Here is a 12838-nt window from a genome sequence, read left to right as displayed (position 1 = left end):
CCTCGGTACTGGCGCTGTCCCGCCAGGCGCTGCCAATGCTGCCGCGGCCGAACGGCGTCACCGACAATCCGGTTTCGCGTGGCGCTTATTTGGTCATCGATCCCGGCGCCCGCGATGTCACACTGATCGCGACCGGCTCGGAAGTCTCACTCGCGCTGGAAGCGGCCTGCAAGCTCGAGGCCGACGGCATCAAGGCCGCCGTGGTGTCGGCGCCGTGCTTCGAACTGTTCGCCGAACAGGACGACGCGTACCGGGCCGGTGTGCTCGGCACCGCGCCGCGGGTCGGCATCGAGGCCGCGCGCGACACCGATTGGCGGCGCTGGATCGGCGATGGCGGCGCCTTCGTCGGCATGGCCGGCTTCGGCGCCTCGGCGCCCGCGCCGGTGCTGTACCAGAAGTTCGGTATCACCACCGATGCGGTGGTGGACGCCGCCAAGGGCGCGATCGCCCGCGGCAAGCATTGAAACCCATTTGTCCTTCACGACCGCAGCGTCGTCACACGGTTAGTCAGTAGGAGACATCATGGCGCGTATCACCCTGAGGCAGCTATTGGATCACGCCGCCGAGCACAGCTACGGCGTGCCCGCGTTCAACATCAACAACATGGAGCAGGGCCTGGCGATCATGGAGGCGGCGGCCGCGGTCGATGCGCCGGTGATCATCCAGGCGTCGCGCGGCGCGCGCTCCTACGCCAACGACATCATGCTGGCGAAGATGATCGACGCGCTGGCCGAGATGTATCCCGACATCCCGCTGTGCATGCATCAGGACCACGGCAACGACGAAGCGACCTGCGCCACCGCGATCCGCTACGGCTTCACCTCGGTGATGATGGACGGCTCGCTCAAGGCTGACGCCAAGACCGCGGCGGACTATCAATACAATGTCGACATCACCCGCCGCGTCACCGACATGGCGCATTGGGTCGGCGCCTCGGTGGAAGGTGAGCTCGGCGTGCTCGGATCGCTGGAGCACGGCGGTGGCGAGCAGGAAGACGGCCACGGCGTCGAGGGCAAGGTCAGCCGCGAGCAGTTGCTGACCGATCCCGACCAGGCGGTCGATTTCGTGCGCGCCACCAAGGTCGACGCGCTGGCGATCGCGATGGGCACCTCGCATGGCGCATACAAGTTCTCGCGCAAGCCGGACGGCGACGTGCTCGCCATGAAGGTGGTCGAGGAGATCCATCGGCGGCTGCCGAACACGCATCTGGTGATGCACGGCTCGTCGTCGGTGCCGCAGGATCTGCAGGACATCTTCAACGAGTTTGGCGGCGCGATGCCGCAGACCTTTGGTGTTCCCGTCGAGGAGATCGTTCGCGGCATCAAGCACGGCGTCCGCAAGGTCAACATCGACACCGACTGCCGCCTGGCGATGACCGGCGTGTTCCGCAAGGTTGCGACCCAGAACAAGGCGGAGTTCGATCCGCGCAAGTTCTTGAAGCCCGCGATGGATGCGATGCGCGACGTTTGCCGGCTGCGCTTCGAGCAGTTCGGCACCGCAGGCCACGCCAGCAAGATCAAGGTCGTTCCGATGTCGGAAATGGCCAAGCGCTACAAGTCCGGCGCGCTCGATCCGCAGATCGGCCAGGTCGCTCGCGCCGCCGAATAAGCGCGGCGCGGTCACGACCCGCGGATGAACCGCGGGCTCAAGAATTCCGGGGGAGAATTCGCGCGGGGGGAGAGGGGTCTCCGCGCGGCCGCGCGTCTGCGCGGTGAAGTTCGGGATGCATCACGCCGGCAATGGCCGGCACTCAGGAGTTCGTCATGGACCAGTCCAATCGCTACGCCAACCTCAACCTCAAGGAAAGCGATCTGATCGCGGGCGGACGGCACGTGCTGTGCGCCTACATCATGAAGCCGAAGGACGGCTTCGGCAATTTCCTCCAGACCGCCGCGCACTTCGCGGCGGAGTCCTCCACCGGCACCAATGTCGAAGTCTCGACCACCGACGACTTCACCCGCGGCGTCGATGCGCTCGTCTACGAGATCGACGAAGCCAAGCAGCTGATGAAGATCGCGTATCCGATCGAACTGTTCGACCGCAACGTGATCGACGGCCGCGCCATGATCGCGTCGTTCCTGACGCTGACGATCGGCAACAACCAGGGCATGGGCGACGTCGAATACGCCAAGATGTACGACTTCTACGTGCCGCCGGCTTACTTGAAGCTGTTCGACGGCCCGTCGACCACGATCAAGGATCTGTGGCGCGTGCTCGGCCGGCCGGTGGTCGACGGCGGCTTCATCGTCGGCACCATCATCAAGCCTAAGCTCGGCCTGCGTCCGCAGCCCTTCGCCAACGCCTGCTACGATTTCTGGCTGGGCGGCGACTTCATCAAGAACGACGAGCCGCAGGGCAACCAGGTGTTCGCGCCGTTCAAGGACACCGTGCAGGCGGTCGCCGACGCGATGCGCCGCGCGCAGGACAAGACCGGCGAGGCCAAGCTGTTCTCGTTCAACATCACCGCCGACGATCACTACGAGATGGTGGCGCGCGGCGAGTACATCCTCGAGACGTTCGGCGAGAATGCCGACCACGTCGCCTTCCTGGTCGACGGCTACGTCGCCGGCCCGGCGGCGGTGACCACCGCGCGTCGCCGCTTCCCGAAGCAGTATCTGCACTATCACCGCGCCGGCCACGGCGCCGTGACCTCGCCGCAGAGCAAGCGCGGCTACACGGCGTTCGTGCTGTCGAAAATGGCTCGCTTGCAGGGCGCCTCGGGCATCCACGTCGGCACCATGGGCTTCGGCAAGATGGAGGGCGAAGCCTCCGACCGCACCGCGGCCTTCATGATCACGCAGGACTCCGCCGATGGTCCGTACTTCCACCAGGAATGGCTCGGCCTCAACCCGACCACGCCGATCATCTCGGGCGGCATGAATGCGCTGCGGATGCCGGGCTTCTTCGACAATCTCGGCCACTCCAACCTGATCATGACGGCGGGTGGCGGTGCGTTCGGCCATGTCGACGGCGGCGCGGCCGGTGCCAAGTCGCTGCGGCAGGCCGAGCAGTGCTGGAAGCTGGGGGCCGATCCGGTCGAGTTCGCCAAGGATCACCGCGAATTCGCGCGCGCCTTCGAGAGCTTCCCGCACGACGCCGACAAGCTGTTCCCGAACTGGCGCAACAAGCTCAAGCTCGCCGCAGCCTGATCGCGGCGCACTTGATCAATCCTGGCGGCCCGCGTCCTCGACGCGGGCCGTTTTGCGTGAGGAAGCGCCAGGCAGTCAGCGCGTCGATGATACGGCCGCGCCGGATTGGTCCTCGGGATTGAGCGAGGTTTGAGTTACTTTGCCGTTCGCTACGTTAGGGGATGCCTAACGCTGTCGCGAGGCGCGGCTTCACAACTTGTTGCCGTCGTGCAAGCTTTCGGGTGTCCGCAGTCCGCCATCAGCGCGCCATTGTTGCTCGCTGCGGCCCCGGATGTCAGACGAGGGAATCGCGATGATTCACCGTCACTCCAAGACCTACATGTTCCAGTTGCGGCTGCACGGCTCCGTGTACGACTGCTCGTTCTTCCTCACCGACAACCGGTTGGTGACCGTCGAGGCGGCCGGCCGGAAGCACACCGAGGCGCTCGGATCGACACCGCCGGGCGCCAGCGCGATCCGCATCGCGTCGCATCTGATCGCCGAGGCGCAGCCGCGCAGCGACGGCGATGACCGGAAGGGTTGGCTGGGACGGCTGTTCGGCGGCTTCCAGGCCACGGAGGCTCACGAACCGCTGCACGGCCGCTCCTGATCGCAAGGCCTGCAGAGGCCGCCGGTTCAGAACCGCTTGGCGATCAGCAGGCAGAGCAGCACGGTGGCGGACGACGCCATCACCGTCGCCATGTTGGTGAGGTTCAGCGCGATCACCGACGCGAGCCCCGCCGTATCGATGAGCGCGGGCTGATGCTTGCGATGGTTTGTCTTGCTTGCTGCGCGTGCCGTCATTGTCGTCCCCGTCATCTGTCGCGGCCTTGGCCGGAACTGGACGTCCGGCGGGCGGCGAAATCCCCGACGCCACCCTTCCACGCCGTGCTTCGCCGAACCCTTAACGGGGGCGGCCGGGGCCATGTGATCGCAACCCATGGTTTATGATTTCAGTCGCCCGACATGTGGCGCACGACGCGCTGCGTGCCGCGCAAGCCGCGTCATCACTTCGTTCTCCGCGGGAAACTCCGCAAAGCCACTGCGCAAATTGTGCTAGATCAAACCACTTTCGCGCGATTTCGCGTTACATGCGAATTGATAGCGCCTGTTACAATCGTTCTAAACTCCGAGCGGCGCAGGGCTGAATCTCTTGACCTCCGCAGCCACGATTGGAAGAACGGGCGATGACCTCGAACCTGCATCACAACGGCCATAAGCCGATCCTGCTTGGCAATGCGCGGCGCGGCTATCGTGGCGTGGTGCAGGCGATCGACCCACGCGTGGCGTCGTCGCTGCAGCCGGTCGAGCTTGAGAGCCGGCTGATCGAGCTCGGCTTCGTCGAGGGCGCCAAGGTCGAGGTTCTGCACGAAGGTATCATCGGGCGTGATCCGATCGCGGTTCGGGTCGACAACATCACGATTGCAGTCCGCCGCCGCGAAGCGATGGCCGTCGTATTGATGTGACGATTGCGCGATGAGCTCGATCGAAACGCAGCCCTTCAATCTTGCGCTGGTGGGAACGCCGAACAGCGGCAAGACCTCGCTGTTCAACGCGCTGACCGGTAGCCGTCAGAAGGTCGCCAACTATCCGGGCGTCACGGTCGAGCGCAAAGCCGGCCTGTTCACCACGCCAGCGGGCCGCACCGTCAGCCTGCTCGACCTGCCCGGCACCTATTCGCTGCGCGGCCGCAGCCCGGACGAAGAGATCACCCGCGACGTCGTGCTTGGCCGCAAGGCCGGGGAGGCGGTTCCGGATCTCATCCTGTGCGTCGCCGACACCACCAATCTGCGCCTGACGTTCCGGCTGATGCTCGAGCTGAAGGCCACCGGCCGGCCGCTGATGCTCGTGCTCAACATGTACGACATCGCCAAGCGGCGCGGCGTTACCGTCGATATCGACAAGCTGTCGGCGCAGCTCGGCATCCCGGTCGTGACCTCGATCGCGGTCCGGAAGGGCGGCACTGCGGAGCTGCTGGCGCGGACCGACGAGATGGCGGCCCACATGCCGGCCTCGGCCTCGCCCGACGATTGGCGCCCGCTGACCACGGCCGAGCTGCGCGCCCTGCAGCGCGAGGCCGATCGCATCATCGCCGAGTGCGTCAGCCTGCCGGCGCGTCCGCACACCTTGACGGCCAAGGTCGATTCGGTGGTGCTGCATCCGGTCGCCGGCCTCGTGCTGCTGCTGCTGATCCTGTTCGTGATGTTCCAGGCGGTGTTCACCTGGGCGCAGCCGCTGATGGAACTGATCTCCGGCGGCTTCGAAGCGCTGGGCGAATTCGTCAAAGCCACGCTGCCGGACGGGCTGCTGCAGAGCTTCCTGCAGAACGGCGTCATCTCCGGCGTCGGCAGCGTGCTGGTGTTCCTGCCGCAGATCATCATCATCTTCCTGTTCATCCTGCTGCTGGAAGATTTCGGCTACATGGCGCGGGCCGCGTTTCTGATGGATCGCATCATGGGCGGCGCCGGGCTGCACGGCCGGGCCTTCATCCCGCTGCTGTCGAGCTTCGCCTGCGCCATCCCCGGCATCATGGCGACGCGGGTGATCGACAACAAACGCGACCGGCTGACCACGATCCTGATCGCGCCGCTGATGACCTGTTCGGCGCGCATCCCGGTCTACACGCTGATCATCTCGGCTTTCATCCCGTCGCAGCAGGTGTTCGGCTGGATCAACCTGCAGGGGCTGGTGATGTTCGGCCTCTACGCGGCCGGAATCGTCAGCGCGCTGGCGGTCTCGGCGCTCATCAAGTTCTTCATGTGGCGCGACTACGAGCCGGCGCCGTTCATGCTGGAGCTGCCGGACTACAAGATGCCGCGGCTGAAGAGCGTCGGCATCGGCATCTACATCCGCGCGAAAATGTTCCTGCAGCGCGCCGGCACCACGATCTTCTCGATGATGGTGCTGATCTGGTTCCTGGCCTCGTTCCCGCGGCCGCCGGCCGGCGCCACAGAGCCGGCGATCGACTACAGCCTCGCCTCGATCATCGGCCACGCGATCGAACCGGTGCTGGCGCCGCTCGGCTTCAACTGGCAGATCGCGGTGGCGCTGATCCCCGGCATGGCGGCGCGTGAAGTCGCGGTCGCAAGCCTCGGCACCGTCTATGCGATCGAGGGCGGCAAGGAAGCGGCCGAGCAGATCGGCCAGGTGCTGGCGAGCAAGTGGAGCCTCGCCACCGCGCTGTCGCTGCTGGCCTGGTTCATCTTCGCCCCGCAATGCGCCTCGACGCTGGCGGTGATCAAGCGCGAGACCGGCAGCTGGGGCTGGATGGCGGTCACCTTCATCTACATGTTCGTGCTCGCCTACATCGCCAGCCTGATCACCTACAACGTCGCGGTCGCGCTCGGCGCGGGGTAGTCACAACGTTGCGGTTCACCCTCCCCTGGATGGGGAGGGTCGCTCGCGTAGCGAGCGGGGTGGTGGGGTGGCGAAGAGTTCATCCGCTGTGCCCGCGGCCCACCCCACCCCGGCGGGCACCGCGCTGCGCGCGCTCCCCGCCGACCCTCCGCCTTCAGGGGAGGGTGAAGAAAGCCTTGCCGCTGCAGCCTCTGCCGAGGACGTTTCGACATGACCGAGCATCCTGCGACATCACCATCCCCCCGTATCCTCGTCCTCGGCATCGGCAACATCCTGTGGGCTGATGAAGGGTTCGGTGTCCGCGCCGTAGAGGCGTTTCACCGCGCGTATCAGGCCGACGAGCACGTCACCGTGATGGATGGCGGTACCCAGGGTTTGTATTTGGTCAACCTGCTGCAGGAGCATGACCATCTCCTTGTGTTCGATGCCATCGACTACGGCCTCGTGCCTGGCACGCTGAAACGCGTCGATGGCGACGAGGTGCCGAAATTCACCGGCGCCAAGAAAATGAGCCTGCATCAGACCGGCTTCCAGGAGGTGCTGAGCGCCGCCGACCTGCTCGGCGCGGCGCCGACCCGGCTGGCGTTGATCGGCTGCCAGCCGCGGGATCTCGAGGACTGGGGCGGCGCGCTGACGCCGCCGGTCGCCACGCGGATTGACGATGCATTGACGCTGGCACGCACCATTCTGGCCGAATGGGGCATCACCCTGACGCCGCGCGATGTCGCGCTTGCGCCGACAGAGCGGCTGCTCGGTCACGATCTTGACCACGACAGCTATGAACGGCGCGCCGCTCCGGCGGCTGCCGCCACCTAACAACCAGGGAGGACACGTCATGACACGTTTGATCCGCGCCGGCCTGCGTGCCTGCCTTGTTGCAACTCTTGCGGCCTGCGTGCCCGGTCTCGCCGAAGCGCACACCGGCGTGTATCTTGTCAGCACCGACGGCGCCACGGCCGGCTTCGCGCATCCGTTGTTGGGCGCCGATCACCTGCTGGCGATGGTCGCGGTCGGTCTATGGGCAGCGTCGCTCGGGGGGCGCGCGCGCTGGCAGGTGCCGGCGAGCTTCGTCGTGCTGATGACCTTCGGTGCCGCGCTCGGCGGCCAGGGCCTCGCGCTGCCGGCGGTGGAGCCGATGATCGCTCTGTCGGTGATCGCGCTCGGCGGCTTGATCGCGCTGTCGGTCCGGATTCCGGTCGCCGCCGCGGCGGCGCTGGTCGCGCTGTTCGGCCTGTTTCACGGCGCGGCGCACGGCGCCGAGATGCCGGTGATGGCTTCGCCGCTGGCCTATGGGGCCGGCTTCATTGCGGCGACCGCGCTGCTGCACGGCATCGGCCTCGCGCTCGGTGCGCTGCTGCCCCGCGCGCCAGTGGCGAAGCTTGCCGGAGGCGCCATCGCTGCAGCCGGCGTTGCGCTCGCGCTGCCGCTTTAGGGACGCCGTCCGATGTGCGTTGGCCTGCCGATGACCGTGATCAGCAGCGATGAACACACCGCGCTGTGCGAGCGCCGCGCCGAGCAGCGCCAGGTCTCGACTGCGCTGGTCGGCGAAGTCGCGGTCGGCGATCGCCTGTTGGTGTTCATCGACAGTGCCGTACGCGTGCTCGACGAGGACGAGGCGCGCCAGATCGACGATGCGCTGGATGGCCTCGCCGCGGCGATGGAAGGCAAGCCGTTCGAGCATCTATTCGCGGATTTGATCGACCGCGAACCCAAGTTGCCCGAACATCTGCGTCCCACGAACCCCTGAGCCGCATACAAACGGCGCGTGATCGGGCCATTGCCGGTATCATGTGATGGTATCTGGAAGTCTACTATCCGGTTTCCGACAATCATGTTTCCATCGGGGCCGGCGTCATCGTCCGAATGACTGCAAACCAACCGATTGCCGGTAAGTTTGCGGGGTTTTCCCGACGATCACCAGCTGGCACGTGGCTTGCTCAATCTTGGCCACCAGCGACAACAACAAAAGCCGGGTCCGGAGGAAACATGAGCGCTTCGCTCACGCGCGCGGCTGCGCGCCCCAACATATTGCCGATCATCGGTTCTGCCGACGTCGACGACTTCATCGCATCCGTACCCGGACGGATCAGCGTGCTGCTGTTTCGTGGCGATCCGGTGCGCTTCCCGGACGGCGACGATATCGCGGTGGTGCTGCCACAACTGATTGCCGCGTTCGGCGGGCGGCTGGTCGGCGCCGAGATCGCGGCGGGCGACGAGCCGGCGCTGATGCCGCGCTTCGGCGTCAAGGTCTGCCCGGGCATCGCGCTGGCGCGGCCGGGCCGCAGCCTCGGCGCCATCTCCAAGATCCAGGACTGGTCGGTTTATCTCGCCCGCATCAACGTGCTGCTCGACGCCGATGCCCGTCTTCTCGCACAGGAGCAGCCGGCATGAGGGTGGGCTACACCAGCGTCGCGGGGAGCGACGATATCGACATGCACGTGCTGCCGCTCGGCCACGACGGGAGCGCGCGGCGCGGCTTCACCGGTGCCGGCACCATCGCGGCGCTGGCGACGCGCGGCGGCGACGAATTGACTGAGCGATGCCCCCGCCTCGCCGCGATACTGCCGGGCCTGCGCGCCGCGCTCGCCGCGCACCGGGCCGAAGATGCTTCGGTGCAGGTGCGGCTCGATCAGCTCGACGCCGATGAACTCGGCCTGCTCGCCGATATTCTCGGCGAGGGCGAAGTGACCGGCATCGTCGCGCTGCCGGACCGCCGCGTCGCGCAGATCCAGGAGTCGGTGTTCGCCGGCCTATGGCGGGTACGGATCGAACGTGAGGGAGATGAGTCCGCGCTCGACTATCTGGAACTCGGTGCGATCCCGGAGATTGTTGCACGCGCGGCGCTGGATTTTCCGCGACCTGATATCGAGATCGGCGAGGCGCCCGAGGGCGCCATGAATGTGATGCCGGTGCTGGCGGAAATCCGCGAGCGTATGGCGGCGCATCAGCCGGGCGCCGCGCCGCACATCATCAACTTCACGTTGCTGCCGATGAACCCCGCCGACATGGCGCATCTGACAGCGACACTTGGTAATGGCCCGATCCAGATGTATTCGCGCGGCTACGGCAGCTGCCGCGTGCTGGCGACCGGCGCGCGTCACGTCTGGTCGGTGCAGTATCTCAATGCGATGGACACGCCGATCCTTGATACCATTGAGGTCGGCGACGTGCCCGCCGCCGTCCGCGCCGCTGACGAGGATTTCCACGACTCCGCCGAGCGGCTCGGCGATATCATCGAGGCGTATTTCGCATGAGCGGCTTCGAGAATTTCGGCCGCGTCGATGCTGAGCCGCTGGCGCGGATGGAATGCGGCGTGTGCTGGACCGTCTACGACCCGGCGGAGGGCGACGCGCTCGGCCGTGCCGAGCCCGGCACGCCGTTCGCCGCGCTGCCGGAGGACTGGCGCTGTCCGAACTGCGATGCCGCCCCTCATCAATTCATGCGGGTCGACGATGGACGCTGAGGCTGGCCACGATCTCGATGCTGCCGCACGCCTCATCGGCGAGGCGCTCGCCGTGATCTATCGCCGCGCCGACGCCGCGATGCGCGATTTGCCGATCTACAATCCGGCGCTCGGAATTGCTGCGCTGGGCTTCCGCGAGATGGACGGCGCAACGTTTGGCGTCGTGGTGACGCCGTGGTTCATGAACCTCGTGCGGGTGCCGCAGCAAGCCGATCTGGCGATGCCGCCCGGCACAATTGTGCCGCGCGCGCTGCCGGTCGGCGTGCTGGACTTCACCATCGGCGTGCTCGACGGCATCGGCACGGTCGAAAGCTGCTCGCTGGTGTCGCCGATGCACGACTTCGTCGATCAGCAGCAGGCGGAGAGCACTGCGCTCGCGGCGCTGACGGTGGTGCTGGCGCCGGCAGAGAAGGCGGATTCGCCGTCAGTCAATTCCCAGGCTGCGGATGAAGCCAAATCGGCCGCGCGGAACTCGCGCGCAGAGCCGTCGCTTGACCGACGCAGATTTCTTCGTGGCGCGCTGACGGAGCGACGGTCGTGAATGCGGTGGCACGCGACGCTCGCATCGCCGTTAGCGCCGTGCTGGCGCACGGCCGCGTCGCGCGGGTCGAGATCAGCGCCCGCCGTCCCGTCGGCGTCGGCCGTCTAGCGCTGGGCAAGCCGGCCGAGGCAATGGTTGCGCTGGTGCCGAGGCTGTTCGCGCTCTGCGCGGCCGCGCAAGGCGCCGCAGCCACACTCGCACTTAGCGCCGCGCGCGGCGAGACGCTGCCGTCGGACGTCGTAGCCACGCAAGCCGCTGCCGTACTCACCGAGAGATTGATCGAACTGCTGCGCGGCACAATCACGTCGCTCGCGGCCGATCAATTCCCGATTTTCGCGCCGCCGCTCCGATCCCTGATCGCCGGAGCGCGCCGCTCCGACGCCCGCGGCCAGCTCGAGCCCGACGCCATCGACGCGCTCGCCGACGGTCTCGACGCCATCTGCCTCTCCGAACACAGCCTTGACGACCCTGATACGTATCGCGCCTGGCTCGCCTCCGCTTCTCCGCTCGCCGCCCTGCACGTCAGCCGCGTTCGCTCTCTCCGCGCGCGGGGAGAGGGCCGGGGTGAGGGGGCCTTTCGGCAAGGCCGAGAGCTTGCGGATGATACACCCTTCGAGGCGGACTTCGGCGCAATCGCTATCGATCCCCTGACCGCGGCCGACGACCACGTGATCGGCACCGCCCTCCTGCGCCACGGCGCACACTTCGCCGCGCGCCCCGACCTTGCCGGCCGCGTTCCTGAAACCGGCGCGCTCGCCCGGCTCGCCGAGCATCCGCTGATCCGCTCCGTCGGCTCCGGCCTCTCTGGTCGGTCGCTCGCCCGCCTGATCGAGGCAACCACAACACCGCAGCGACTGCGCGCGCTACGAGGCGGCGAGGCCGACGCCGCCGACCTTCTGCGAGCTACCTCGCTTGGTGACGGCATCGGCCTCGGTGCCGTCGAATGCGCGCGCGGTCGGCTGCATCACCTGATCGCACTGGATCACCATGGCTGCATCGCCCGCTACGAAATCCTCGCCCCCACGGAATGGAATTTCCATCCGGAGGGCCCGCTCGCCCGCGCGCTAGTCGGCGCTCCATTGTGCGTCTGCGAAGACGATCGGCAACGCCTCGCGGCGCTTGTCGCGGCGTTCGATCCCTGTGTCGGGTTTGACGTCGAGCTACGCGAGTCCGCCGATGCATGAGATGGCGCTGTGCGAAAGCTTGATCGAGATCATCGAGCGTGAGGCCAAAGCGCAGAAATTCAGTCGCGTGCGCGCCGTCTGGGTCGAGATCGGCGCGCTCAGCCATGTCGAGCCGGAAGCGATGCGATTCTGCTTCTCGGCCATCGCGCATGGCGGCATCGCGGCGGACGCGCGATTCGAGGTCGTCACCGTGCCAGGCGAGGCCTGGTGCATGAACTGCGCCAAGACTGTGCCACTCGCGCAGCGTGGCGATCCGTGTCCGGACTGTGGCGGCTATCAATTGCAGATCACCGCGGGTGATGGCCTGCGAGTGAAAGAACTGGAGGTCGACTGATGTGTACGGTGTGCGGATGCGGCGACGGCAGCGTGGACCCGGGCCACGCGCACAGTCACGCCCATGATCACGGCCATCATCACGATCACCATCATCACGCTCACGACCATCCGCATGATCACGACCATGACCACGATCACGCGCACGATCACGACCAGCACCACCACGGTCATGCCCACGCGTCGGAGACCGGCAGCATCGATTTCGGCGGCGGCATCGCCGGCGTGCATGTGCCAGGGCTGACGCAGGCGCGCGTGGTGCAGATCGAGCGCGACATTCTCGCTACCAACGATAGCCACGCGGCGGACAATCGCGCGCGCTTCGCCGCTGCCGGGAGTTTCGTGCTCAACCTCGTCTCTAGCCCGGGCTCGGGGAAGACAACGCTGCTGGTCAAGACTATCAACGACTTGAAGAATAATTATCCGATCGCCGTGATCGAAGGCGATCAGCAGACCGCCAACGATGCGCAGCGCATCCGCGCCACCGGCGCGCCGGCGATCCAGATCAACACCGGCAAGGGCTGCCATCTCGACGCCCACATGGTCGGGCACGCCGCCGAACACCTCGCGCCGGCCGCCGGTTCGGTGCTGTTCATCGAGAATGTCGGCAACCTCGTCTGCCCGGCCGCCTTCGACCTCGGCGAGACGCGGCGCGTCACCCTGCTCTCGGTCACCGAGGGCGAGGACAAGCCGCTGAAATATCCGCACATGTTCGCGGCCTCCGATCTGCTGCTGCTGAACAAGATCGACCTGTTGCCGCATCTCGATTTCGATCTCGCCGCTACGATCGAATACGCCCGCCGCGTCAATCCGAAGATCGAGGTTCTGACGG

17 protein-coding genes are annotated in these 12838 nt (G+C 66.6%); 16 read left to right on the top strand and 1 reads right to left on the bottom strand.

Going from position 1 to position 12838, the window contains the following annotated elements; translation table 11 throughout:
* The 4 genes from ACOJTD_RS14435 to ACOJTD_RS14420 all read left to right on the top strand — a co-directional run.
* Positions 1-464 (top strand): transketolase-like TK C-terminal-containing protein (locus ACOJTD_RS14435; protein WP_420133591.1); only part of this gene is annotated, 464 nt, incomplete at its 5' end.
* A gap of 58 nt (positions 465-522) precedes the next feature.
* Positions 523-1608, top strand: a complete 1086-nt coding sequence (gene fba / locus ACOJTD_RS14430) for a class II fructose-bisphosphate aldolase (protein WP_420133590.1) — start codon at positions 523-525, stop codon at positions 1606-1608.
* Between the two features lie 155 nt (positions 1609-1763).
* Positions 1764-3149, top strand: coding sequence for a ribulose-bisphosphate carboxylase (locus tag ACOJTD_RS14425; RefSeq protein ID WP_420133589.1), 1386 nt, complete (start codon positions 1764-1766; stop codon positions 3147-3149).
* A 292-nt stretch (positions 3150-3441) separates the two neighbouring features.
* Positions 3442-3738 carry a hypothetical protein gene (locus ACOJTD_RS14420; protein ID WP_420133588.1) on the top strand — a complete coding sequence of 99 codons (297 nt, stop codon included), beginning with the start codon at positions 3442-3444 and terminating at the stop codon, positions 3736-3738.
* A 26-nt stretch (positions 3739-3764) separates the two neighbouring features.
* Here ACOJTD_RS14420 and ACOJTD_RS14415 read toward each other — a convergent pair whose 3' ends face one another.
* Positions 3765-3932 carry a hypothetical protein gene (locus tag ACOJTD_RS14415; RefSeq protein WP_420133587.1) on the bottom strand — a complete coding sequence of 56 codons (168 nt, stop codon included), beginning with the start codon at positions 3930-3932 and terminating at the stop codon, positions 3765-3767.
* A gap of 383 nt (positions 3933-4315) precedes the next feature.
* Here ACOJTD_RS14415 and ACOJTD_RS14410 point away from each other — a divergent pair, with 383 nt between their 5' ends.
* The 12 genes from ACOJTD_RS14410 to hypB all read left to right on the top strand — a co-directional run.
* Positions 4316-4594, top strand: a complete 279-nt coding sequence (locus ACOJTD_RS14410; RefSeq protein ID WP_420133586.1) for a FeoA family protein — start codon at positions 4316-4318, stop codon at positions 4592-4594.
* 10 nt (positions 4595-4604) lie between these two features.
* The gene (gene feoB, locus ACOJTD_RS14405; RefSeq protein ID WP_420133585.1) at positions 4605-6485 is read left to right on the top strand and encodes a ferrous iron transporter B; all 1881 of its coding nucleotides are present in this window, start codon (positions 4605-4607) and stop codon (positions 6483-6485) included.
* A gap of 210 nt (positions 6486-6695) precedes the next feature.
* The gene (locus ACOJTD_RS14400; RefSeq protein WP_420133584.1) at positions 6696-7301 is read left to right on the top strand and encodes a HyaD/HybD family hydrogenase maturation endopeptidase; all 606 of its coding nucleotides are present in this window, start codon (positions 6696-6698) and stop codon (positions 7299-7301) included.
* Between the two features lie 19 nt (positions 7302-7320).
* Entirely contained in the window at positions 7321-7917 is a 597-nt protein-coding gene (locus ACOJTD_RS14395) for a HupE/UreJ family protein (RefSeq protein WP_420133583.1), read from the top strand.
* Between the two features lie 12 nt (positions 7918-7929).
* On the top strand, positions 7930-8232 hold the full coding sequence (locus ACOJTD_RS14390; RefSeq protein WP_420133582.1) for a HypC/HybG/HupF family hydrogenase formation chaperone: 303 nt from the start codon (positions 7930-7932) through the stop codon (positions 8230-8232).
* 239 nt (positions 8233-8471) lie between these two features.
* On the top strand, positions 8472-8876 hold the full coding sequence (locus tag ACOJTD_RS14385) for a hydrogenase accessory protein (protein WP_420133581.1): 405 nt from the start codon (positions 8472-8474) through the stop codon (positions 8874-8876).
* A complete protein-coding gene (locus ACOJTD_RS14380; RefSeq protein WP_420133580.1) occupies positions 8873-9739 on the top strand; it encodes a hydrogenase expression/formation C-terminal domain-containing protein in 867 nt (288 codons plus the stop codon). Before ACOJTD_RS14385 ends, ACOJTD_RS14380 begins: the two co-directional genes overlap by 4 nt.
* Positions 9736-9948 (top strand): rubredoxin, encoded by a 213-nt coding sequence (locus tag ACOJTD_RS14375; RefSeq protein WP_420133579.1) that lies wholly within the window; start codon positions 9736-9738, stop codon positions 9946-9948. Before ACOJTD_RS14380 ends, ACOJTD_RS14375 begins: the two co-directional genes overlap by 4 nt.
* Positions 9938-10489: a [NiFe]-hydrogenase assembly chaperone HybE gene (gene hybE / locus ACOJTD_RS14370; RefSeq protein WP_420133578.1), complete on the top strand. Its 552-nt coding sequence runs from the start codon at positions 9938-9940 to the stop codon at positions 10487-10489. The genes ACOJTD_RS14375 and hybE overlap by 11 nt, the downstream gene beginning before the upstream one ends.
* A complete protein-coding gene (locus tag ACOJTD_RS14365; protein WP_420133577.1) occupies positions 10486-11673 on the top strand; it encodes a nickel-dependent hydrogenase large subunit in 1188 nt (395 codons plus the stop codon). The genes hybE and ACOJTD_RS14365 overlap by 4 nt, the downstream gene beginning before the upstream one ends.
* Positions 11666-12007, top strand: a complete 342-nt coding sequence (gene hypA / locus ACOJTD_RS14360; protein WP_420133576.1) for a hydrogenase maturation nickel metallochaperone HypA — start codon at positions 11666-11668, stop codon at positions 12005-12007. Before ACOJTD_RS14365 ends, hypA begins: the two co-directional genes overlap by 8 nt.
* Positions 12007-12838: hydrogenase nickel incorporation protein HypB (gene hypB, locus ACOJTD_RS14355; RefSeq protein ID WP_420133575.1), on the top strand; the 832-nt coding region annotated here is incomplete at its 3' end. The genes hypA and hypB, both read left to right, overlap by 1 nt.

Origin of the sequence: Rhodopseudomonas sp., from assembly GCF_048594845.1 — a bacterium.
Lineage (GTDB): Bacteria > Pseudomonadota > Alphaproteobacteria > Rhizobiales > Xanthobacteraceae > Rhodopseudomonas.
This window is presented reverse-complemented; position numbering and strand designations above follow the sequence as displayed.